Below are 23336 nucleotides of genomic sequence, written 5' to 3' on the forward strand. Positions count from 1 at the left end.
ATAGAAATCTAAATACATCCAAATAAGCAACGTTTTCCTTGGTTAAAGGTACGAGTATGTTACTTTATCCAAGGTTGTTTTTATTTGTCTATTTAAACCAATCGATTAAACTATAGAAAGGTAAGGGGGATTAAAATTTGGTTAGACGGATAAAAGATCTATTTGCCATTAAGGCGTATAGTTTATTTGTCATCTGTTTGTTATTTGTAGGGATCGGACTTTCAATCACAACTCCTTATTTATCACTGTATTCTACAAAATATATAGGGATGAGCTCTGGAGCATTTGGTATCTTCATGGCAGTGATTTCATTAAGTGGTGTATTAGTAAATACATTTATTGCTGAACGTTCTGATCGAGGGATTGACAGAAAATGGATTATAATGATTGCGATGATATCATCAGCAATAGGTTATGCATCCTATTTAATATTTCATAACTACTATTTATTATTAGTTTTTGTTGCTTTATTTAATGGATTAGGTGCAGCGGCTATGCCACAAATTTTTGCATCCGCACAGGAATCGGCAAATGCAAGTTTATCTAAAGACAAGACTTTAGCATTATCGACTCTACGCTCGCTTGTTTCTTTAGGATTTTTAATTGGACCATTAATAGGTACTCTAATTTTAAGAGCAAAAGGTTATCATGGACTTTTTTGGGGAACATCTAGTATTTATGTAATGATTACTCTTCTAGTATTCTTCTTTTTAGAAAAGAGAAAGCCTGTTCAGAATAATTTAAAAAAGAAAAACAAGACAAAAGTCACATCCGCTAAACGAAAACAGCTAAGACTACCATTTATTGCTTTTATCTTATTATTTGCAGTTAGTTCGATTAATTGGATCAACACACCACTTTTTATCGTAAATGTATTACATGGTACAAATACAGATGTTGGATTAGTCGTAAGTATATGTGCAGGCTTAGAAATTCCAATCATGCTTGTGTTGGGAGTACTTTCTAAAAAAATCTCGAATCATGCATTAATGATCTACGGCTGCTTTATTGGTTTACTCTATTACTTAACCTTAAGCATTTCAACCCATACATGGGAGTTAATCGTTGCACAGTTACTACAGGCAACGTACATCGCAATCGTTATGGGTAATGGTATAAGCTATTTTAACGACCTCCTACCAAATTCACCAGGCTTTTCTGCATCAATTTATGCGAATTGCTCGACGATCGGAAGTTTAGTAGGTAATTTAGGCGGAGGTCTGTTTGCACAATTAGCAGGGTATCGTAATGTTTATTTACTTTGTATATTGTTTGTAATTTGTTCACTCTTTATATTATGGAAATCTAAAAACAATGTTGAAATGGAAATATCGACAGGTCATAGTCAGTCTGTGTAGTTGATTTATTGTTGGTGAGCTTCACAAAAAATTGAGAAGTGCAAATAAAAATGATGAAACTGCAATTAAAGTCGGGTAAGTGCAAATAAAAATAAAAAAATACAAATAAAATTGCCGTTTCTGCAATCAATAAAGTCAAATCTGAATAAATTTCTGTAAAGTGCAAATAACACAACGAATTAAGAAGAAATTGAGTGAAATTAACAAAAATCATTTTAAATAGTAATAATTAATTTGAGAATCATTCATAATTAAACAAGTTTCATTAAAACGATCAAAAAAGCACACAAATGATAAGGCATTATAACGACTTTTTTTCCTTTAAATAAAAAACGAGCTAAAATGTAGCTCGTTTTTTTTGTATTTTGGCAATAAGATTTAAGATGATATATTACTAATATATGCAATTTAATAATTAATTAAAAAATGATGTCGTATGTGAGGATAAAAAAATGAATGAAACTGCAAATATATTAATTGTTGAAGATGATGAAGATATTAATCGATTGCTTTGTGATATTATCTACAAAAACAGATATCATCCAAAGTCTGCCTATTCCGGGACTGAGGCACTTATTTATTTAGAAAGTCAGAAGTGGGATCTGGTTTTATTAGATTTGATGCTTCCAGGATTTTCTGGAGAACAATTATTAAAGAAAATAACGGAGGAAAGTAATATCCCGGTCATAATCATTTCAGCAAAGCTTGAAATGAAAACTAAAATAGATATTTTAAGAGGCGGAGCGGATGATTATATTACGAAGCCATTTGATATAGAAGAGGTTTCCGCTAGAATCGAAACTTGCTTAAGAAGATATCGTCGAATGGTAAATCTACCAATAATCAATCAAATTCAACACAAGGATCTTGTTATTGATACAGATTCAAAAAAAGTGACTGTTAGCGGAAATGAATTAAAATTAACAGCAATTGAGTATGAGATTCTGTATTTATTCGTAGCTTCTCCTAAAAAGGTTTTCACAAAGGCTAATTTATTTGAGAGTGTTTGGAATGAAGAATTCTATGGAGATGATAATACAATAAATGTACATATGAGTAATATTAGAAGCAAGCTTAATAAAACCAATCCAAATGAAGAGTATATAGAAACAATTTGGGGAATGGGTTACAGACTAAAAACTTAAGGTTTTCTTAAGAATTGACTTAAGACATTCTTATGTTTTCCTCCTTATAGTTAAAAGTGTTCTCAATTATAAATTGATTTCAGTAGGATCGTTAATAAAATTTCTGTTTGGACGAGCTATGAGAGTTTATATAAGGAGGGGTAATATATGAATGAATATGTACTTAAAACGAATCAATTGTCTAAGAAATATCAAGATAAAATGGCCCTTGATAAGGTTAATTTATCAATTAAAAAAGGATCCATTTATGGCTTTATTGGACAAAATGGTGCAGGGAAATCTACTTTAATACGCTTGATTACAGGTTTAGGGTATTCGTCATCCGGTTCATTTGAACTATTTGGAGAAAGCAATGAACGAGGATTAATTGAAGCAAGAAAAAGAGTTGGGACAATTATTGAAGGACCTGCGTTATATCCACATTTAACAGCAGCTGAAAATTTAGAAGCACACAGGCTTTTAAAAGGAATTCCAGGTAAAGAATGTATTGAAAAAACACTTAAGCTAGTAGGTTTAGAAGATACGGGTAAAAAGAAGGCGAAAAATTTTTCCCTAGGGATGAAGCAAAGACTTGGTCTTGCTATCGCTCTATTAGGGGATCCCGAATTTTTAATTTTAGACGAACCAATAAACGGACTTGATCCTATGGGTGTTGTGGAAATACGCGAATTACTTAAAAAGCTTAATCAAGAGTATGGGATTACGATTTTAATTTCCAGTCATATTTTAAGTGAACTACATTTATTAGCAACTCATTACGGCATCATTCATAATGGAAAGTTATTAGAAGAACTTTCAATTAAAGAACTTGATGAAAAATGTAAACACTTTTTGCATATTAAAGTTGATAACCCAAACAAAGCCGCGACTGTTATTGAAAGATCCTTTAATACTCATAATTTTGAAGTATTGCCGGACGGTTCGATCAAGTTATTTGAATATGTTGATAGACCAAGAGAGGTATCGAAGGCACTAACTAGTGAAGGTTTAATTATCGAGCAATTTATGCCAATGGGAGAAGATTTAGAAGCCTACTTTACAACACGCATCGGGGGTGTAAATCGTGGGTAATCTATTGAAAACAGAACTGTATAAATTAAAAAGGGATCGTTCATTTCGAACATTACTATTTATCTTAATACTATTCTCTTTATTGTATCCTTTTACAACTAATATAGATTCAGCATCTATACTTACTTTAGATCAATATTATATTTATAACATTTTAAGTATAAACAACGATATTATAAAATTATTACCGTGTATACTTGCTGGTTTCTTTATTACAAGTGAATACTCGAACGGAACAATGAAATCGATTGTATCTTCGGGAAATAGTAGATTACGAATTTATTTTTCAAAGTTGACGGTGTTTTCTATTGGTTCAGTCTTCATTTTATTAATCCTACCAATTTTTATGATGACGACTGCGGCACTTCATTTTGATTTTAATGGCCCAACTAATTGGATGTTTATCTTTAAAACATATGGTTTATTAATAATTTATGGAGCCGCGTTTGCTTCAGTCATGACGATTATTGCTACTATTTTTACTGACAATGGTAAAACAATAGGTTTTTTATTGATGTTTTTTGCTTTAATTAATTCTATATTAAGTTTTATAGGTTCTAAATTAACTTTTCTAAAAACAATCATTAAAGATTCAGTATTTATGCAATTTCCAAACATCTATAAAGTCAACGAGTTAGTTCATAGTGAAGTGTTTATCCTCATTTCTGTTCCAATTTTGACATTTATTGTACTAGGTATTTTAGGAAGTTTACTATTTAGAAAAAAAGAAATTAAGTAAGATTGAAAGTGTGTGAGTATTATGAAATATATAACAATAATTTTTACCATTCTTTTGTCATATTTTCTCACCCGTTATTATTTATTAAAAAAAGAGATTAAAAGAACTACTCAGCAATTACAAGCTCTAAATAAAAATACAATTGAAAAGAAAATTGACCTACAGTATTTTGATAAAGACATTGAAATTCTTACTGTAGAAATAAATAAGCAAATTGATGAAACAAGAAAATCTAAAGCAGAAAAACGTTTAAGTGAAAATGAATTAAAACAGGCAATTTCATACATCTCGCATGATATACGAACTCCAATGACGTCGATTTTAGGATATATTCAATTTTTAGAATCGGATGAAATAACGTCAGAGAATAGAAAAGAATATACAAATATTATAAAAAATAGTGCACGTAGGTTGAAAGTCTTGCTAGAAGAATTTTTTGAACTCTCAATCATAGATCAAATTGATTATCCAATGAAGCTTGAAAAAATAAAATTAAATCAATTAATCCTAGAAGTGTTATTAGGATTTTACGAAGAATTTAATAATCGGAATTTAGAACCAGCTATTGATATTCCGAATACTGAAATGGTTATTATGGCTGATTCATCTGCAGTAAAACGAGTCGTAGAAAATTTAATCATTAATGCGATAAAACACTCTAGTGGAAATATAAATATCCACCTTGAAAAATCAAATAAATCCATTCAATTATCAATTAGTAATTCAGTTAGCGAGTTTAATGAATCGGATTTACACTGTATGTTTGATCGTTTTTATAAAGCAGATCAAACTCGAACAGGGAAAGGTACAGGTCTTGGTTTGCCGATTGCTAAAAGTTTAATGGAGAAAATGAATGGAAATATTACTGCAGAGTTTAAAGAGAATCGATTATTTATGAAATGTGAATGGTTTTAGAGATAGATTTAAAGATACTAATATATTCGATTAAAGGTTAAGCCCTCGTAGTGATTGGGACTTAACCTTTTTTATTAAGTGAATATTTTATGAAACAGTCTTAGATAAATCTATTTTTAGCTATATAGTATGCACCCAACCATTTTTGATCTTGGTTCAAATATTCAGTCAAAGTATTTATTCTAAAAGGATATTTCTAATATAAAATTGAATATTTAAAATGGGACTTTTTTGCTTAAAAATTATTTAAATCAAAAAGGATGATCTAATTTGACATTAAATTTAACACTTATGAAAAATAAAAATTTTCAGAGGTTTCTAGAAATAGCAACTGTGAATTTTGCGAAAGATAAAGTGGAAAATGGGAGTTGGAAAGAAGAAACAGCTTTAGAACAATCTAAGGCAGCTTTTCAATCTTTATTGCCGGAGGGAGAAAATACTGAAAATAATTATTTGAAAAATATTGTTTTAAATGAAGAAATGATTGGTTATATATGGTATTCCGTTAATATAAAACAAGAGCCGAATTATGCATATTTATATGAAATTCTCATTTATCCAGAGTATAGAGGTCGGGGATTCGGTAAAGAAGCGATGAGGATGTGTATAAAAGAAATTAATGAATTAGGAGTAGATGACGTATGTCTACATGTTTTTGGTCATAATCAGAATGCATTAAATCTATATCAACAACTTGGATTTGAGATTACTGATTATAACTTAAAAGTTAGTTCTTCCCTTTTTAAATAAATTTAAAAGAATAAATTAATAGTCTAAAAGGAGCTGTGCATCATTCAGCTCCTTTTTTTAAATGCATTTGTTGTACTAATTTTGTTTCATCTGTTTGTCGAGATACTGAGATAGAATTTTTAAACCAAAATCTAAGTCATCTAAGGAATGAGTAGAGGAAAGTGCAATACGTAAATACTTTTCAGAAGAAGACTGACCACTTAGAAAACGATCAGAATGAAATACACGTACACCTTGTTTTTTCAAATCTGCTTCTAAGGTTACCCCATTACTATGCCCATGAATAGGAAGCCAACGGTAAAAACTAAGCGGATGACCAATCTTATTTACAGGGAAATAGGATGAATAAATATCGTTTACAGTTTCAGCTAGCTGTTTCTTTTGTTGAACGATTTCATGCGCTTTTCCTGATAAGATCAGCTCAGTAATCACCTCAACATCAAGAGATGATGTTTTTACGTTAAGATTAAAAATAGCTTTCAAAATTTTTTCACGTAGTGCATCCCCAAAAACCATGAAAGCAACTCTCAATCCAGAACAGATGGACTTTGATGTACCACAAATATATACGCTTTGTTCTGGAAGAAGGTTATACATCGGTTGTTTGTAATCAGAAATTACTCCTGCAGTAATAAATGCATGGATATCATCCTCGATTAATATTAAACGATGTTTCCTTATTACAGAAGCTAATTCAAGTTTTCGAACGTCAGAGATGATAATAGTAGTTGGGTTACTACAAGAAGGCATTAGGAATATGCCATGTATATTTAATTGGCTACATTGCTTTTCAAGTTCATCTGGCAACATCCCGTACTGGTCGGAATGAATAGGAATTAATTGAATGTGAAGCGTTTTTGCTAACTCTATAAAATTTGAAAAAGTGTAAAAGTCTGTTGCAATACGATTACCTGGCTCAAATAAGCTTGCTAAAGCAATGACCAAAGCGTTTTGAGTACCAGATACTATCGCTAAATTATCTTGAGCAGCTTTAATACCGAAAGCTTCCATCCAATTTAGTGCAGCTGCCTTGTGATGTGGGATTCCGGTAGGATCATTATAATTTAATAATTGATCTAAGTAGCTTTTACTGACTACTTTCTGTATTGCTTCAGTCACAATACTATTCGTTTGTTCAAAAGAAGCCACAAAGCCAAGATCAATACTATTTGCTGTTTTATCGGTTGAAATCGTGATTGAATGGGCTGCATTTGGAGCAACAAAAGTTCCACTTCCTGTAATCGCATAGATAAAACCTTTTACTTCACATATTTTGTAAGCACGAGTGATTGTCGTAAAGTTTAAGTCAAGAAAATCGGCTAATTCTCGCTGCGGTGGTAACTTTGTACCAGGTGCTAGAAAGCCATTTCTAATATCTAGTTCAAGTTGTAACGCAATGGAATTATAAAAAGGACGTTTTAAAGTCTTTTTGTCGGGTTTCCAAGACATTGGGTAATTTTCAAATGAATTTACTGGCATATAACACCTCTACTATTTAATTCCATACAATTATATCATTTTTGTATGGAAATCAAAAAATTCAAATCTATACATAATAGAGCAGAGAGTTGGTAAACATTCTTTAAACCGTACTTGATTTAATTTTTAGAAAATTGTAATCCATACAATTATTTCATTTTTTGTATGGATTCTGTATGTTAAATTATAATAAATTTAACGATACAGGATGTGAAGTTATGAAAAAAGGAAACAAACTATGGATGGCATTTCGCTTTGCTTTTCCACACACAATACCCATTTTTGCAGGATTTTTATTTTTAGGGATAGCATATGGTATTTTTATGAACTCTTTAGGATTCAGTGCCATTTATCCGATTTTGATGGGGCTAACAATTTTTGCTGGATCGATGGAATTTATTGCAGCAAACTTATTACTGATGGGTTTTAATCCAATTAATGCACTATTACTAACTTTAATGGTGAATGCGCGACATTTGTTTTATGGAATCTCAATGTTAGATAAATATAAAGGCACTGGAAAGAAAAAAATCTATCTAATTTTCGGACTATGTGATGAGACTTTTTCGATAAATTATACCGCGGATATCCCAGATAACGTGGATAAGAGTTTGTTTATGTTTTTTGTTACATTCCTTAATCATTTGTATTGGGTAACAGGTGCATCAATTGGAGGAATTTTTGGATCACTTGTAAAATTCAATACTAAAGGTCTTGAATTCGTAATGACTGCCCTTTTTGTTGTTATATTCATTGAGCAGTGGAAAAAAGAGACAAAACACGTTAGTGCAATAACAGGGGTAGGTCTTTCAACGATTTGTCTAATTATTTTTGGTGGGGATCATTTCATTATTCCTGCGATGCTTTCAATTCTTGTTACACTTAGTGCACTTAGAAAACCATCTAAGAAAGTCGAGGTAACAGTATGACGATGAATATAGCACAGCAAATTATCACAGTATCAATGGTTGTTTTTGGTACAATGCTTACAAGATTTCTTCCATTTATCATTTTTCCACCGGGGAAAGCTACACCGAAGTATGTACAGTATTTAGGGAAAGTCCTACCGTCTGCGGTAATTGGATTATTGGTCATCTATTGTTTTAAAAATGTAAATATACTTTCCGGTACTCACGGTATTCCAGAGTTTATTTCAGTATTTATTGTTGCGATTCTCCATTTATGGAAGAGAATGATGCTTCTTTCGATCGCAGGGGGTACGATTGTTTATATGATTCTTGTGCAATTAGTTTTTTAACAAATAGGAGTGAAATGATGAAAAATTATAGATGGAGTAATGAACAAATTAGAAACCAAGTAAAAGTTCTTGATGGAGTAATTAATCCACATATTATCTTAAAAAATGCGACGTATTTAAATTCATATTTAAACCAATGGCTACATGCGAATATTTGGGTTTACCAAGATCGGATTATTTATGTTGGAGAAGCTCTTCCGGAAAACTTGAATGAAATTGAAGTGGTAGATTGTGAAGGGCAATACATAGTGCCAGGTTATATTGAACCTCATGCTCATCCATATCAGCTCTATAATCCTCTTACTTTAGCAAAGCATGCTGGACAATTCGGTACAACAACATTAATAAACGATAATCTAAAATTATTCTTAGAATTGCCTAGTCAATCTGCTTTTGAATTATTGAATGATTTTAAAAATATCCCATCAAGCATGTATTGGTGGTGTCGTTTCGACGCACAAACTGAATTTCTGAATAATGATGAGCTATTTAATTCGGAAGATGTTATATCTTGGCTCGAAAATGAATTAGTTTTACAAGGTGGAGAACTAACTGCTTGGCCAAAGCTACTTAACGGGGACAATCAAATGCTTACCTGGATACAGGAAACGAAGAAGCTAAATAAAAAAGTAGAAGGGCATTTTCCTGGAGCTTCAGAACGCACTTTAGCTAAGTTAATGTTATTAGGTGCAGATTGTGATCATGAAGCAATGACAGGAAAAGAAGTACTTTCGCGTTTAATGCAGGGCTATATGGTTTCATTAAGACATTCTTCCATACGACCCGATTTAGAAGTGCTTCTAAAGGAAATTAAAGTGCTCGGCATTCAAAAATTTGATCGTTTTTTCTTTACGACTGACGGTTCACATCCTTATTTTTATGAAAAAGGAATGACTGATGAATTAATAAAAATAGCAATCCGTCACGAAATACCTTTAATTGAAGCATATAATATGGCAAGTTATAATGTAGCTTGCTATTATAATATGGAACATTTACATGGTTCAATCGCCACAGGAAGAATTGCAAATATTAATCTATTAGAAAGTAAAGATAACCCAACACCTCTAAGTGTTTTAGCAAAAGGTAAATGGATCAAGAAAGACGGGAACCTTATCAATCAATATTTGCCAATCGATTGGGCGAAATATCAATTCTCTAAACTAGATTTAAAGTGGACTTTACAAAAAGAGGATTTGAGTCTTTCAAGTTCATATGGTATAAACTTGATAAATAATGTTATTACAAAACAATTTGAAAGTATGATTGATCTAGAATGTGATGAATTATCATACGAACATGATGAATGTTTTCTTTTAATGGTTGGAAGAGATGGTTCTTGGAGATTAAACACGGTTGTGAAAGGATTTGCTCAACACATGGGTGGATTTGCAAGTTCTTATTCTGGTACTGGAGACATTTTAATCGTAGGGAAAAGAAAATCCGATATGTTGAAAGCTTTTGAAAGAATGAAAGAAATAGGTGGTGGCATGGTACTTGTTGAAGAGGACAAAGTTGTTCATGAAATATCTTTACCTTTAAAAGGTAGCATGTCTGAATTAGATATGGACAGTTTAATCCAAATTGAGAAAAAAATGATCGAATTGCTTAAAGAAAAGGGATATAAATATGACGATCCTGCTTTTACGCTAATATTCTTTTCAGCAACCCATTTACCATTTATACGATTAACTCCAAGTGGATTATATAATGTGAAAAATAAAGAAATTCTAATTTCTCCAACAAAAAGGGAAAGTGATCATTAAGAGAATTAGGATTGAAAAATAATGTAAAACCTTAACAAAAAACATAAATGATAAAGCTCGATCTTAGGCATGAATCGGAAAATTAATCTGATTCATGCTTTTTTATTTGTTTGAGGTTGATTATTTTATTTAAATCGATCAGATCAAACAATTGAATTATTCCAGATAAATTAGTATAGAGATTATATAAATGAATAAGAAATTTACAATGTTTGCCATATTCAATCTAGTAATTATTACACCAACAATTTAATATAAATTCCTTTTTTACGTTTTATTTAGACGAACTATAATGAAAAGAAACAAAGAAGCGCATACTAATCAAAATAATTTTAGAGTAGAAGATGGAGGATGATTAATCTAAAATAGTTCTAGTTTTTAGAAGGGATGAAATATAAAGTGGATCATTTAAATGGAAGAAATGAAAAAAATAAGAAAAATAATATCCATAATTTCACAATAAATCCCAAAGGTAATATTAATGAAAACTTGGAGATCATCGAATCACTCTTTCCTACTTCTGACCTTGTAAAAAAAATTTTAATGATTGATGGAAAGCCTGCACTTTTAATTTATTTAACTGGTCTAGTAAATGAGCAAAAAATTGATTCATTTATTAATAATATTATTTCGCAAAAAAAAGATTTCGAGATATTTGTAAATAATAATACGGAAAGTTCTATTCGAATTGCTAAAATCGAAAAATCAGTATTGGATGGTAAGAGCATTCTCTTTCTAGACGGGGTTTCATCTGCATTTATTTATTCTACAGAGAATCCACCGCATAGGACATTCATGCCACCAAATATCGATAATTCACTGAAAGGTTCAAGAATTTCTTTTGTTGAAACATATCAAGCGAACATTGCCTTGCTCCGCAGATTTATTCATAATAGAAATTTTCGCACAAAACAAACTGAAATAGGAAATGAGAATAAAAGCATCGTTTCAATTGCTTATTTAGATCGTGTAGTTGATGAGAAGCTCCTAATATCTGTAGAAAATAGAATTTCAGAAATAAAAGTTGATTCTGTACTAAATGCTAATCAATTGGCCCAATTAATGGAGAGAAATCAATTCTCACCATTCCCACAAATTTTAACGACTGAAAGACCAGATGAAGCGGCTTCAGCTATATTAAAAGGAAAAATCGTTCTCATATTAGATCGTTCATCTGAAGTAATTATTTTACCTTCGGAGTTCATATCGTTTTTTACAAGTATTGACGATTACTCTTCTAGAACTTTAGTAGCTTCCTTTAATCGTTTACTTCGAATTGTGGCATTCCTTATAACGCTCTATTTACCTGGACTTTATATTGCAATCGTTTCGTTTAACTATGAAGTAATGCCATTAAAATTACTATTTTCAATTGGTGAATCACGTGCACGGGTTCCTTTTGATCCTTTATTTGAAGCAATTATTATGGAAATTACATTAGAAATGCTTAGAGAAGCTGGTATAAGATTACCTGCACCTATTAGTACAACAGTAGGAGTGGTTGGTGGAATTGTAATTGGTCAAGCTGCGGTTCAAGCAGGTATTGTAAGTAATATAATGGTTATCGTAGTAGCACTGACAGCTATTTCTTCTTTTATTATTCCTAAATACGAAATGGCATCAAGTTTACGTTTATTAAGATTTCCAATTATGGTAATGGCATCATTATTTGGCATTTTTGGACTTGTAGTAAGCACGATGATTTTAATCGTACACGGATTATCATTAAAAAGTTACAATACTTCGTATACTTCTCCACTATCACCATTAATTTTTACTCAATTAAAGGACACATTTATACGAATGCCATTAAACTATCTTTGGAAAAATCAAAATAAAAACATTAAAAAGGATTAAGTGAATATTGGATGTGACTAGTAAATGAATGGTACTAAATTGAAAATTACATACTATCAATTTGTTCTTACAATATTTGGAGTACAAATAGGAATTGGAATGCTATCTCTACCACGTAATTTGGCTGAAAAATCAGGAACTAGCAGTTGGATTGCTATCTTATTCGGAGGATTAGTCTCTACAATCCTTAGTATGATATATATTAAATTAAGTCAAAAAGTTCCACACGAAAATTTTTCGTCTTTAATGACTATTTTTTTAGGAAAAATACTTGGAAAAATATGTCTAATATTACTTTCAATCTTTTTCTTATATGCTGGTTATTTAGTTTTAATGTTATCTGTATTATTTGTTCAATCATATTTACTTCAACATACTAGTGTATATGTAATACTATTCTTATTACTAATCCCGACATATCAATTGATAATAGGCGGTATTCAATTAATTGCAAAATATATAGAAACGATTTTTCCTATCGTTATTTTTTTCCTACTTATGCTTTTTTTAACATTAAAAGATCCAAACTTTAAAAATCTAATTCCTATTATAAAAGAAGGTTGGCTTCCTATTTTAAAAACTGTACCTACAACGATAATGTCATTTTTAGGAATTGAAATAATACTCGTAATCTATCCATATTTAGATAAAAAGGAAAAAGCAATGAAAGGTGTAATAATCGCTAATGCGATGAGTACATTTACATATTTATTTGTAACGATCATAAGTTTTGTAGCTGTAAGCCCATATGAAATATTAAATATTTTTACACCAGTTATTGCTATATTAAGTGTTATAGAATTTCAATTTTTAGAGCGAATGGATGTAATCCTATTATCATTATTATTTATGGTCATTTCTAAAACATGGGTTACTTATTTTTGGGCAGGGTTGGACGGATTTAAAGAGATTTTTAAAATCAAAAAATTCCCACTTTTTATTTTAACTATTTTTAGCATAATCACAATTTGTTCGTATCTATTCATTCCAACCTTTAAAGTAATTGATATCCACTTAAAAATTCTTTCTAATTTAGGACTTATCGTTATTTTAGGATTACCTTTAATTTTATGGATAGGTGGAATAGTTAATAAAGATAAGTTTAGGGTGACATCAAAATGAAAAAGATTGCTAAATGTTTTTTAAGTGTTATGTTCTTAATTGGATTAACAGGTTGTAATGATAAAATTAATATTGAAGATATTACAATAGCACTTTTATGGGGAATTGATATTGATAAACACGGTGATGTTATTATTTATATGGCGAGTCCAGTTTTTAGTAAAGAAGCTAAAGAAAAAACTGAACAATTTAAAGTTAAAAGTTTATCAATGAGAGAAGCTAGAGATATTATAGATTCAAGAGCAACAGGCATCACAGCAGGTGGAAAGGTTCAAACTGTATTAATCGGTAGAAAAGTCATTGAACAAAAAAACTGGTATTCTTTATTAGATTTATTTTACCGGGATCCAAAGATGCGTCTTAACGCTGATTTAGTATTTGTTAACGGTTCTGTTTCAGATATTATTGAATTTAGTCCGAAAAATAAACCAAGATTATCAATATTTATTGCACAGTTAATAAAAACAGCAAATTATCGAAACGTCTCTGTGCGAACTACATTGGCGAAATTTTACAAATTAAATTACGAAAAAGGTATTACACCTTATGCACCTGAATTAGCTTTAAAAGATAACGTTTTAGAAATCAGTGGAACTACATTATTAAACGATCAAAACGAATACCGAAGGACTCTATCATTAAAGGAAACATTGCTATTAAAAATTTTACAGGATAAAAATGATGGACAATTATCTATGTGGTTAAAGGCGAAACAACAAAACAAAAATACAATATCCAATAGCAAAATCAGTTTTTATATTAATGATATAAAAAGGAAAGTAACAAAAAAATATCATGATGGTAAATACCAATTTAATATTAATCTAAAATTACCGGTAGCGATAACAGAATCTCCAATTAAATTAAATGACAATTCGCAAGGAAAGTTAGAAAAAGAAATAAAAAAGGATTTACAAAAGGAACTAAATCTTTTTGTTAAATCCCTCCAAAATGATAAGGTGGATCCAATTGGCCTCGGACTCTTTGCTAGATCATTTAAATACTCAGAATGGAAAAAAGTAGAAAATAATTGGGTTAGTGCATTTCAAAAATCAAATATTAAGGTAAAGGTTAAAATTATTTTGGTTGATAAAGGGATTTCAATGTAAGTAAAATCATGAATTTTTGTGAAGAAGTTGAAAATAGAATTAAATAAAACAGGATTATTGACTATAAACAAATAAAAAAATCTAGATTGTAAAATGTGGCCTTTGGACATGAGATAAAGAAAATGTTAAGTCTCAGAAAGAAGATGATTTCTGTATTCACAGGTTTCATCTTTTTTATATTACACTTCTTATGTTCAGATTAAAAAATTTACCTAGTTCTCTAAAGTAAAAAACAAATGCTTAACTTTAAAATTCTTAAATATTTTATTTTCTTTTTAAAACCTCTTTACTTTTCAATAAGCTTCTTGGTACAATGTTTTTCCGTCTGAAAATTCGGCTATTTATTTACATAAAGGGGGTAGAAAAATGTCTACACAACAATTCGAAGAAGAACTTCTATATTTAAACACAATTTTAAATGAAATGGAACGGCAGTTAACGAAACTTGAAGGGATTCCCGTTTACACTGGAAGTGATGTAACAGAACAAGTTCTTGAAGGAATTCGAGAAACAAATCGAAGAAATCTGAGCTTAGCTAAAAACGAACCTTATTTTGGTCGAATGGATTTTCAAGAGGAGCATAAAGACTCGGTACCCGTTTACATAGGAAAAGTTGGAATATCAGAACACGCTACAGAAAATCCATTGATAATTGATTGGCGTGCTCCAATTGCAAGTATGTTTTATTCGTTTACAGGAGGAGACGATCCTGCTTATTACGATTCCCCTGAAGGTATTATCGAAGGTATAATCTATTTAAAACGAAATATAGTAATCCGCAAAAAAAATCTCCAACGTGTTGTAGATACATATGTAAAAGGCGATCAAGATGTATCTACTACTGATGATTTTCTTTTATATCGATTAAGTGAAAACAAAGATAATCGCCTGAAAGATATTGTATCTACTATTCAATCTGAACAAAATGATATTATTCGTTCATCCAAAAATACACCATTAGTCATTCAAGGAGTAGCAGGAAGCGGAAAAACAACTGTTGCTCTTCATCGACTTGCATTTCTGATTTACCAATACCGTGAAACATTAAGGGCTGATAAAATGATTATTTTTGCACCTAATAATATGTTTCTAGATTATATTTCAAACGTTCTTCCAGAATTAGGTGTAGGTGGCATTCAACAAACTACATTTTCTGATTGGGCATTAAATACCCTTGACCATGAAGTAAAACTAAAGGATTCATCTGAAAACCTAAACAAATGGTTCGCAACAGGTGCTAACCGCCATGTAATCATTCATAATAGTCCAGGTAAATGGAAAGGCTCAACTCATTTTATGTCATATATTGATCGATGTATGGATATGTACGAAGCCTCAGCTGTTCCTGAAAAGGATTTCAAGCCATGGAAAAAAAGAATGATTGATAAAGAAACACTTAAACATTGGTTTAGTATTGAATATAAACATTATCCACTTGCTAAACGGAGAGAACGAATTGTTGCAAGGCTCAAGAAATGGATTGATAATGAGCTAAAGATTATAGAAGAAACAAATATAAGAAAAGAGAAAAAGAAAAAAGCAACTCAATATTTAAATTCTTATATGAAACAATGGCCAAAGCATACTGCGCTTTCTTTCTATAAATCTCTCTTCATTACAACAAAGGATACTTCAATTGTAGACGAAATACCAGTAGATATTATTAAATCTACTTCTTTAAATTGTAAAAAGAAAGAAATGGATCAGGAGGATTTGGCTCCACTAGTTTATATTCATAATCGTCTTTTTGGAATTGAATCAAAGCAAAAGTTCCATCATGTAATAGTAGACGAAGCGCAGGATTTTTCACCTTTTCAAATTGCATTATTAAAGCAAATGACGCTAGGAAATTCGTTCACCATTCTTGGCGATTTATCCCAAGCCATTCACGAGTATCAAGGGATTAATACTTGGGATGAATTTTTAGAGGTATTTAATGAAAAAGAAGTAACCTATTACGAGTTAAATAGAAGCTATCGTTCCACAATGGAAATCATTCATTTTGCGAATGAGATTATAAAAAAAGCAAATATACCTGTTAGCTTAGCAAATCCAGTATTTCGAAGTGGAGAACAAGTTAAAATACAAGAAGTAGATCATACAAATCGGATTCAAGTAATCATTAATTCCATCCATCAATTAAAAAAGGATAAAATGGATACAATTGCAATTATTGGCCGTACTGAGGATGAGTGTGCCATTTTACATAGTGAATTAGCTGCTGCTGGAGAAGAAGTATCCTTTATTCATTCAAAACAGAGAAAATACGAAGGTGGCATTTCAGTAGTACCGGTATATCTTTCTAAAGGTCTTGAATTTGATGCTGTACTACTTGTCGATGTAGATGACGTGCATTATGAAGAAACGAAACAAGACGCTAAGTTACTTTATGTTGGCTGTACTCGATCACTTCACAATTTGATTGTATTATATTCTGGAAACAAATCTCCATTAATTGAAAAATCACCAATTCAGACTGTTTAATTAAAATACTCATTATTTTAGCTAAGTGCTAAAATTAAACAGCATTTTCAATTATTTAATACAATTTTAAAAGGGCATCGTTTTTACAGAACGATGCTTTTTTTATATTTACTCAAATGAACTTACTAAAACCTTTGAATCATTTTCAATTTCCTTAAAATAAACATATAATTCTTCGGTTATTGTAAAAAATCTACTAAAATATGGTGAATCTTACTCTTTTCAACAAGATTAGTAGTCTATTAATATGGAAGTATTAAATAAAAAGTAGGTGACCATCATCGAAACAAAACATGAAGTCGTATTATGCTTAAAGGATTTAAAAAAGGACTATGGTGGAAAATCGGTTTTAAAAGGCATTGATTTAGCTGTTCAACGGGGACAAATTATTGGCTATATTGGACCAAACGGAGCAGGAAAAAGTACGACTATAAAAATTTTATTAGGACTAGAAGGGAATTACTCTGGGAAGGTTGAGATTTTTGGGGAGGAAATTTCGGATCAGAATGTTGAATACAAGAAGAGAATTGGTTATGTTCCTGAAATTGCTGAACTATACGATAATCTTACAGCTAGAGAATATATAACATTCGTTGGCGAGTTATACGGTATGGATTTTGACGAAGCAGATAAGAAGGCTATCAAGTTAATGAAGGTATTTGGTTTGGAGGAAGTTTATTTATCACGAATTGCTTCTTTTTCAAAGGGGATGAGGCAAAAAGTCCTTATCATTTCAAGTTTAATACATAATCCTGACCTATTGTTTTTGGATGAGCCACTTAGTGGGCTTGATGCAAATAGTGTAATGGTATTTAAAGAAATTCTAGACATTCTAGCTGCTAATGGAAAAACGATTTTTTATTCATCACATATTATGGATGTAGTAGAGAAAATAAGTAATCGAATTATTTTAATCAATGATGGTAAAATCGTAGCAGATGGTAGTTTTAAAGAATTAAAGGAGCAAAATGAAGAAGGATCATTGGAACAGATTTTTAATCAGCTTACAGGATTTAATGAACATCAAGCTTTAGCTGAGGAATTCGTATCCATTGTTAAGGGGGGATAACTATGAAGGATTTCCCTATGTTAAAAATCTTAGACTTTTTTCGACCGCTATTTGAATTGTTTGGTGTTGAATATCCAATAATGCGTAAAATTTTAGCAGTAAAACTAACAATGGATAGTCGTAGGACACCGACCATTTTTAATCAAAACAACAAGAAAACAAAGAAAGACGAAGAAAATGGAATCACAAAATCATTAGGAGTGTATGCTTTACTTAGTTTGATGCTCATTCCTTTAGTGCTTTTTGGAAAAAGTTATGTATATGAAATGAGCGCTTTTTTTGGCATTATTATGTTCCTCATAATGACATCAATGATTTCGGATTTTTCAAATGTCTTACTTGATGTGAAAGACAAGGGAGTTCTACATACAAAACCAATTGGAAAAAAGACGATTACTGCTGCAAAAATGGTACATATATCAATCTATCTTTTATTAATAACTACATCAATTACAACTTTGCCAGTAATAGTTGGGACATTTAGACACGGATTTTTATTCCTAATTTTGGCAATAGTAGAGCTTCTTCTTGTCAATTTATTAATAGTTGTCTTAACATCGATTATCTATTATTTCATTTTAAGATTTTTTGATGGTGAAAAGTTAAAAGATATTATCAATTACGTTCAAATTGGACTATCAATTTCGATCGCTGTAGGTTATCAACTAGTTGGTAGAGCGTTTAGCTTTGTAAATTTAGATATGTCATTTTCGCCAACTTGGTATCATTTTCTTATTCCCCCTATCTGGTTTGGAGCTCCATTTGAGTTAATTTTAAATCGTAACACAAGTACATATCTTATTGGATTTTCTATTTTAGCAGTAATAATTCCTATTATTGCAATCATGTTCTATAGTTTATTGAGCCCATCCTTTGAGAAAAATCTTCAAAAATTATCAAATAATAGTGGCATTAATCGAAAAAAAGACAGTAAGTGGAAGAATTGGCTGTCAAAAGTATTTTGCAGTAATAATGAAGAAAAGGTATTTTTTAGATTTGCAGATAATATGATGCGAAACGAGAGGGAATTCCGTTTAAAGGTTTATCCATCATTGGGACTATCACTCGTTCTCCCATTCGTTTTTCTATTCAATCAATTACAAATTTCTTCCTATCATCATATCGTTTCAAGTAAGAGTTATTTAACGATTTATTCGTCTTGCTTAATCATTCCCAATGCAATCGCCATGCTAAAATATTCCGGGAAATATAAAGGTGCTTGGATCTATAAAACAGCGCCAGTATCAAACCTTGCACCATTATATAGTGCAACTTTAAAAGTATTTATTGCAAACCTCTATTTTCCTGTCTATTTTATTTTAAGTATAATTTTTATCGGAATCTTTGGTTTTAAAATACTTCCTGATCTATTAGTTGTTTTTGTAAGTTCAATTTTATATACAGTTATTTGCTCAAATTATCTTAAAGGATCACTCCCATTTTCAGAGTCGTTTGAGGATGCCGGGCAGAATTCTGGTATTAAAATAATGATTGCCTTAGTTTTAGGTGGGATATTAGCATTAATTCACTGGGGGATCACTTTTATTCCATTCGGTGTATTGATTTACTTAGTCTTGCTAATTATTGTGACTTTCTTTTCATGGAAACGTGCTTATAAGACGATTTGGAATTTTTGAAACGAACTAAAAAAGTAGAGGGCACAATGCTTTCTACTTTTTATATTTTATTTCTTGGGTAAGATAAATGAGTGAATTGAGCAATTAAATAGAACTTTTTAATTGATTGGGATAATATGGGATTGTAGCTTAAATAAAAAGTTTGTGAGAGGACGTTGACTATGTCTAATTTATTCAAACCATTCAAATACAAAGGATTAGAAATAAAAAATCGTGTTGTAATGCCACCTATGTGTCAATATTCGGTCCATTTAAAAGATGGGATTCCAACAGATTGGCATTTCGTTCATTATACTAGTCGTGCAATCGGAGGTACGGGTTTAATCATTATTGAAATGACAAATGTCGAAGATCGAGGCCGCATTTCAGATTATTGCCTAGGAATTTGGAGTGATGACCATATACCTGCATTTAAGCGTATAATTGATGAATGTCATAAATATGGTGCAAAAGTTGCGATTCAAATTGCTCATGCAGGACGTAAAGCTGAAGATGCTCCAATTCCAGTGTCGTCTTCACCGAACGCTTTTAACGAGAAATCAAAAACTCCACATGAGTTAACAACATTAGAAGTTAAAGAAATGGTTGAAAAGTTCAAAAAAGGTGTAGAGCGAGCTGTTCTTGCAGGAGTAGATACGATTGAGCTTCATGGTGCACATGGCTATCTCATCCACCAATTTGCATCCGCTTATACGAATCAAAGAACAGATGAATATGGACAAGATAAATTTTTATTTGGAAAAGAAGTCATTAAAGCAGCTAAAAGTGTAATGCCAGCTGATATGCCACTTATAATGCGAATTTCTGCGTTAGAATACGTGGATGGAGGCTATGGACTAGATTATTCTTTCGAAATGGCTAAAGCATTCCGTGATGCAGGTGTCGATATCTTCCACATTTCATCTGGCGGCGAAGGCCCAATCGGTTCAGGAGGTAGACCTGGATCTCATCCTGGATACCAAGTCAAATTGGCTGAACAGATTAAAAAAGAAGTTGAAATCCCTGTCATAGCAGTAGGGAAATTAGATGATGCAAATCTTGCAGAATCTGTACTAGGCAATCAGGAAGCAGATTTAATCGCTGTAGGTCGTGGGATGCTAAGTAATCCTTATTGGGCAAATCAAGCTTCTATCCTTCTTGATGGGAAACCTTTGACTCCAAAACCTTATGAGAGAGCATATTAAGTTAAAATGTGTGAAAAGTACGCTGAATGAAGAGCGTACTTTTTTTATTTAAAAACGAAAAAAAGATCTTGGTTTGTTCCAAGACCCTATTTTGAATTTACTTCATCAAAAAATGGTTTGTTAGCAAAATAATACATAACTGCCATCATAAATTCTCCACCAATAAGATTCCCAATTGTTACAGGAATTAGATTTCGAATCATACCTGATATAGAAATAGTGGTAGGATGATCAATTACAAGTGCAATTGTAAAGGAGCACATATTGGCAATACTATGCTCGTATCCGGACATAAAGAAACAAAAAACAAATAACATCATCGCAGTAATTTTTGTTAGATTTTCAGTTTCACCAAAAGACATTGGTATGAAAAAGGCAAGACACACGAGCCAATTACACAAGATACCCCTTGCGAACAAATGAAAAATAGAATTGTCTATTTTATGTTCGACTACAGATAATAGAAATGCACTTGAGTCAGGGGTATCAAAAAGTCCAGTAGTATAAATGATAAATGCAAAAAGACATGCCCCTAAAACATTTCCTACATAACTATATACCAAGAGTTCAAAAACTTTAGGCCATTTCATTTTATCTCTCAATGCAGCATAAGTGTAATAAAATGTATTCCCAGTAAAGAGATCTCCACCACCATACCAAATCAACACAATAGCAGCTCCAAATGTTAATGCGGCAATTGGGTAAGCAACAGGAGAATTCACTAAGAAAAAGCCGTTCCCTGTTTTGAAAGCTACCATTACACCGAAACCAATAAACATACTTGCAAGCATACTTCTTAATACGTAGCGTAGATGACTTTGGTCAAATATTTTTTGTTTCTTTAAGGCTAACTTTTCTACTTCTAAAAGCGGTTTTACTTCCATCGAATCACCCCTTTTTAATTTGTCCATAAATGGTTAAGAAATAGCATTTTTGTAAATTTTTATGGTAAAATTTAATTATTAACAATTTTCCGTATAATTAAATCAACTGTTATTAATGAGTTGATAAATATCGAATAGTAGATATAGAAAAGTTTATTGGAGGGGTTATTTTGAAAGAAATTATAGTACGCCCATATACATTTGAGGATGCAGAGGCTAAGTTACAATTACATGTAGAAAATAAAGAACATTTTGAAAAATGGTCCCCTACGTTAAGGAAAGAAGACTTTTACACAGTTAAAGGACAAATGAATAGTATTAAAGAGTTTATGGAAAAAAGTGCAGAAGATAGTAGATATGATTTTGCGATCGTTGTTAAAGAAGACGATAATTTAACTTTAATAGGAGAAGTACAATTCATTTTTGTTACACGAGGACCTAAACAAAGTTGTATGGTTGGTTACCATATTGGGGAAAAATTTAATGGTCAAGGATATATGACGAAAGCTTTGAAACTTGCTCTGAAAATAGCATTTGAAGATTTGAAGTTCCACCGAGTGACTTCAGAAGTTAATCCAGAAAACTTAGGATCTTTACGCGTCCTTGAGAAAGTTGGATTTGTGAAGGAAGGATATTATCGAAAAAACTTAAAAATTAGAGATCAGTGGTATGATCATGTTTGTTTAGCAATCTTAGAAGAAGAATTTGCAGAGAAGATTGCACAAAGCTAATTTAGTAAAATAAATAGTTTGATTCACTTAAGATAGACAGGTTACTGTTTATCTTTTTTGATGGAAATAAATTCCAATATCTAAGTAAAAAGTTCAATTTTACATTAATTGAAAATAATTTAGAGGTATTACGACATATTTTTCAGTTTGTCATAAAATTTTAACAATAAAAATAAAGGAAAAATGGCATATTTTAGCTAATTAATAAGAAAGGGAGTTCATACTCTCTTTCTATTTAATAATCGATGCAATAATTCGATTTAATTGTAAGATGCTCAAAGTAAAAAATATGGTGAAAAAAAAGGAGTGGTAGGGATGAATTTCTACATTATATCGGAAGAGAAAGAAAACCAAAACATTCATTATTTTTGTATCGCTGCAGGTAGCCATCGCTACGACTTTGCTGTTATCTTTTCGGAAAAATTTCTAGGGAAAGCAATGGTTGTCTCTATTCAAAGTGGAAGAATGGTATTACTTTGCAGAGAAGACATAGACCATCCAGAACACTGGGACCAAAAGCTTGGAATTGCAGCTGAAGACATCAAAGAAATTGAATCGTTTTTTCATTCTATTTTGGATCAACGATTATTTAGTGATCAATATTAAAAAGCGAGAGTCTCCATATTTTAGGAGACTCTTTTTTATTTATATTTATCAGTTAATTTTTTAGGAATACATATTCAGTTAAATCTATGAAAAGAGATTAGCTATTTTGCTACCTCTTTTTTTATTTTAAAACAAAGAATTAAAAATACATTTCGACACATAATTTTTGTTG

Annotated in this window: 20 protein-coding genes; 18 read left to right on the forward strand and 2 right to left on the reverse strand. The window is 31.1% G+C overall.

What is annotated here, in order from left to right:
* The first annotated feature begins 137 nt into the window (after nucleotides 1-137).
* The 6 genes from CN946_RS11030 (at nucleotide 138) to CN946_RS11055 (ending at nucleotide 5978) form a co-directional block, all read left to right on the forward strand.
* Entirely contained in the window at nucleotides 138-1358 is a 1221-nt protein-coding gene (locus CN946_RS11030; RefSeq protein WP_098861158.1) for a sugar efflux transporter, read from the forward strand.
* A 452-nt stretch (nucleotides 1359-1810) separates the two neighbouring features.
* Complete coding sequence (locus CN946_RS11035; RefSeq protein WP_098861159.1) at nucleotides 1811-2503, forward strand: response regulator transcription factor; 693 nt, start codon at nucleotides 1811-1813, stop codon at nucleotides 2501-2503.
* 147 nt (nucleotides 2504-2650) lie between these two features.
* Nucleotides 2651-3574: an ABC transporter ATP-binding protein gene (locus tag CN946_RS11040; RefSeq protein WP_098861160.1), complete on the forward strand. Its 924-nt coding sequence runs from the start codon at nucleotides 2651-2653 to the stop codon at nucleotides 3572-3574.
* Nucleotides 3567-4313, forward strand: coding sequence for an ABC transporter permease (locus tag CN946_RS11045; RefSeq protein WP_098861161.1), 747 nt, complete (start codon nucleotides 3567-3569; stop codon nucleotides 4311-4313). Before CN946_RS11040 ends, CN946_RS11045 begins: the two co-directional genes overlap by 8 nt.
* 21 nt (nucleotides 4314-4334) lie before the next feature.
* Nucleotides 4335-5228, forward strand: coding sequence for a sensor histidine kinase (locus tag CN946_RS11050; RefSeq protein WP_098861162.1), 894 nt, complete (start codon nucleotides 4335-4337; stop codon nucleotides 5226-5228).
* A gap of 270 nt (nucleotides 5229-5498) precedes the next feature.
* A complete protein-coding gene (locus CN946_RS11055) occupies nucleotides 5499-5978 on the forward strand; it encodes a GNAT family N-acetyltransferase (protein WP_098861163.1) in 480 nt (159 codons plus the stop codon).
* Nucleotides 5979-6053: 75 nt separating this feature from the next.
* On the opposite strand, the gene CN946_RS11060 is transcribed toward CN946_RS11055, so the two are convergent.
* Nucleotides 6054-7457 (reverse strand): aminotransferase-like domain-containing protein, encoded by a 1404-nt coding sequence (locus CN946_RS11060; RefSeq protein ID WP_098861164.1) that lies wholly within the window; start codon nucleotides 7455-7457, stop codon nucleotides 6054-6056.
* A gap of 218 nt (nucleotides 7458-7675) precedes the next feature.
* On the opposite strand from CN946_RS11060, the gene azlC reads away from it, so the two are divergent.
* The 10 genes from azlC (at nucleotide 7676) to CN946_RS11110 (ending at nucleotide 20943) form a co-directional block, all read left to right on the forward strand.
* Complete coding sequence (azlC, locus tag CN946_RS11065) at nucleotides 7676-8386, forward strand: azaleucine resistance protein AzlC (RefSeq protein ID WP_098861165.1); 711 nt, start codon at nucleotides 7676-7678, stop codon at nucleotides 8384-8386.
* Nucleotides 8383-8715, forward strand: a complete 333-nt coding sequence (locus tag CN946_RS11070) for a branched-chain amino acid transporter permease (RefSeq protein WP_098861166.1) — start codon at nucleotides 8383-8385, stop codon at nucleotides 8713-8715. The genes azlC and CN946_RS11070 overlap by 4 nt, the downstream gene beginning before the upstream one ends.
* A 17-nt stretch (nucleotides 8716-8732) precedes the next feature.
* Entirely contained in the window at nucleotides 8733-10481 is a 1749-nt protein-coding gene (locus CN946_RS11075) for an adenine deaminase C-terminal domain-containing protein (RefSeq protein WP_483295387.1), read from the forward strand.
* Nucleotides 10482-10880: 399 nt separating this feature from the next.
* Entirely contained in the window at nucleotides 10881-12338 is a 1458-nt protein-coding gene (locus tag CN946_RS11080) for a spore germination protein (RefSeq protein WP_218012654.1), read from the forward strand.
* 24 nt (nucleotides 12339-12362) lie between these two features.
* Nucleotides 12363-13460, forward strand: a complete 1098-nt coding sequence (locus CN946_RS11085; protein WP_098861169.1) for a GerAB/ArcD/ProY family transporter — start codon at nucleotides 12363-12365, stop codon at nucleotides 13458-13460.
* The gene (locus tag CN946_RS11090) at nucleotides 13457-14569 is read left to right on the forward strand and encodes a Ger(x)C family spore germination protein (RefSeq protein ID WP_098861170.1); all 1113 of its coding nucleotides are present in this window, start codon (nucleotides 13457-13459) and stop codon (nucleotides 14567-14569) included. The genes CN946_RS11085 and CN946_RS11090 overlap by 4 nt, the downstream gene beginning before the upstream one ends.
* 366 nt (nucleotides 14570-14935) lie before the next feature.
* On the forward strand, nucleotides 14936-17053 hold the full coding sequence (locus tag CN946_RS11095) for a HelD family protein (protein WP_098861171.1): 2118 nt from the start codon (nucleotides 14936-14938) through the stop codon (nucleotides 17051-17053).
* Nucleotides 17054-17333: 280 nt separating this feature from the next.
* The gene (locus tag CN946_RS11100) at nucleotides 17334-18122 is read left to right on the forward strand and encodes an ABC transporter ATP-binding protein (RefSeq protein ID WP_098861252.1); all 789 of its coding nucleotides are present in this window, start codon (nucleotides 17334-17336) and stop codon (nucleotides 18120-18122) included.
* 2 nt (nucleotides 18123-18124) lie between these two features.
* On the forward strand, nucleotides 18125-19759 hold the full coding sequence (locus CN946_RS11105; RefSeq protein WP_098861172.1) for a hypothetical protein: 1635 nt from the start codon (nucleotides 18125-18127) through the stop codon (nucleotides 19757-19759).
* Between the two features lie 161 nt (nucleotides 19760-19920).
* The gene (locus CN946_RS11110) at nucleotides 19921-20943 is read left to right on the forward strand and encodes an NADH:flavin oxidoreductase/NADH oxidase (protein WP_098861173.1); all 1023 of its coding nucleotides are present in this window, start codon (nucleotides 19921-19923) and stop codon (nucleotides 20941-20943) included.
* 86 nt (nucleotides 20944-21029) lie between these two features.
* Here the strand turns inward: CN946_RS11110 and CN946_RS11115 are convergent, their stop codons facing one another.
* A complete protein-coding gene (locus CN946_RS11115) occupies nucleotides 21030-21827 on the reverse strand; it encodes a formate/nitrite transporter family protein (protein ID WP_098861174.1) in 798 nt (265 codons plus the stop codon).
* Nucleotides 21828-21997: 170 nt separating this feature from the next.
* Here CN946_RS11115 and CN946_RS11120 point away from each other — a divergent pair, with 170 nt between their 5' ends.
* Both CN946_RS11120 and CN946_RS11125 read left to right on the forward strand, forming a co-directional pair.
* On the forward strand, nucleotides 21998-22558 hold the full coding sequence (locus tag CN946_RS11120; protein ID WP_176547298.1) for a GNAT family N-acetyltransferase: 561 nt from the start codon (nucleotides 21998-22000) through the stop codon (nucleotides 22556-22558).
* Between the two features lie 315 nt (nucleotides 22559-22873).
* Nucleotides 22874-23164, forward strand: a complete 291-nt coding sequence (locus CN946_RS11125; RefSeq protein WP_098861176.1) for an SAV0927 family protein — start codon at nucleotides 22874-22876, stop codon at nucleotides 23162-23164.
* Nucleotides 23165-23336: the final 172 nt, after the last annotated feature.

This window comes from Bacillus sp. AFS053548, from assembly GCF_002575105.1.
Taxonomy (GTDB): Bacteria; Bacillota; Bacilli; order Bacillales; family Bacillaceae_G; genus Gottfriedia.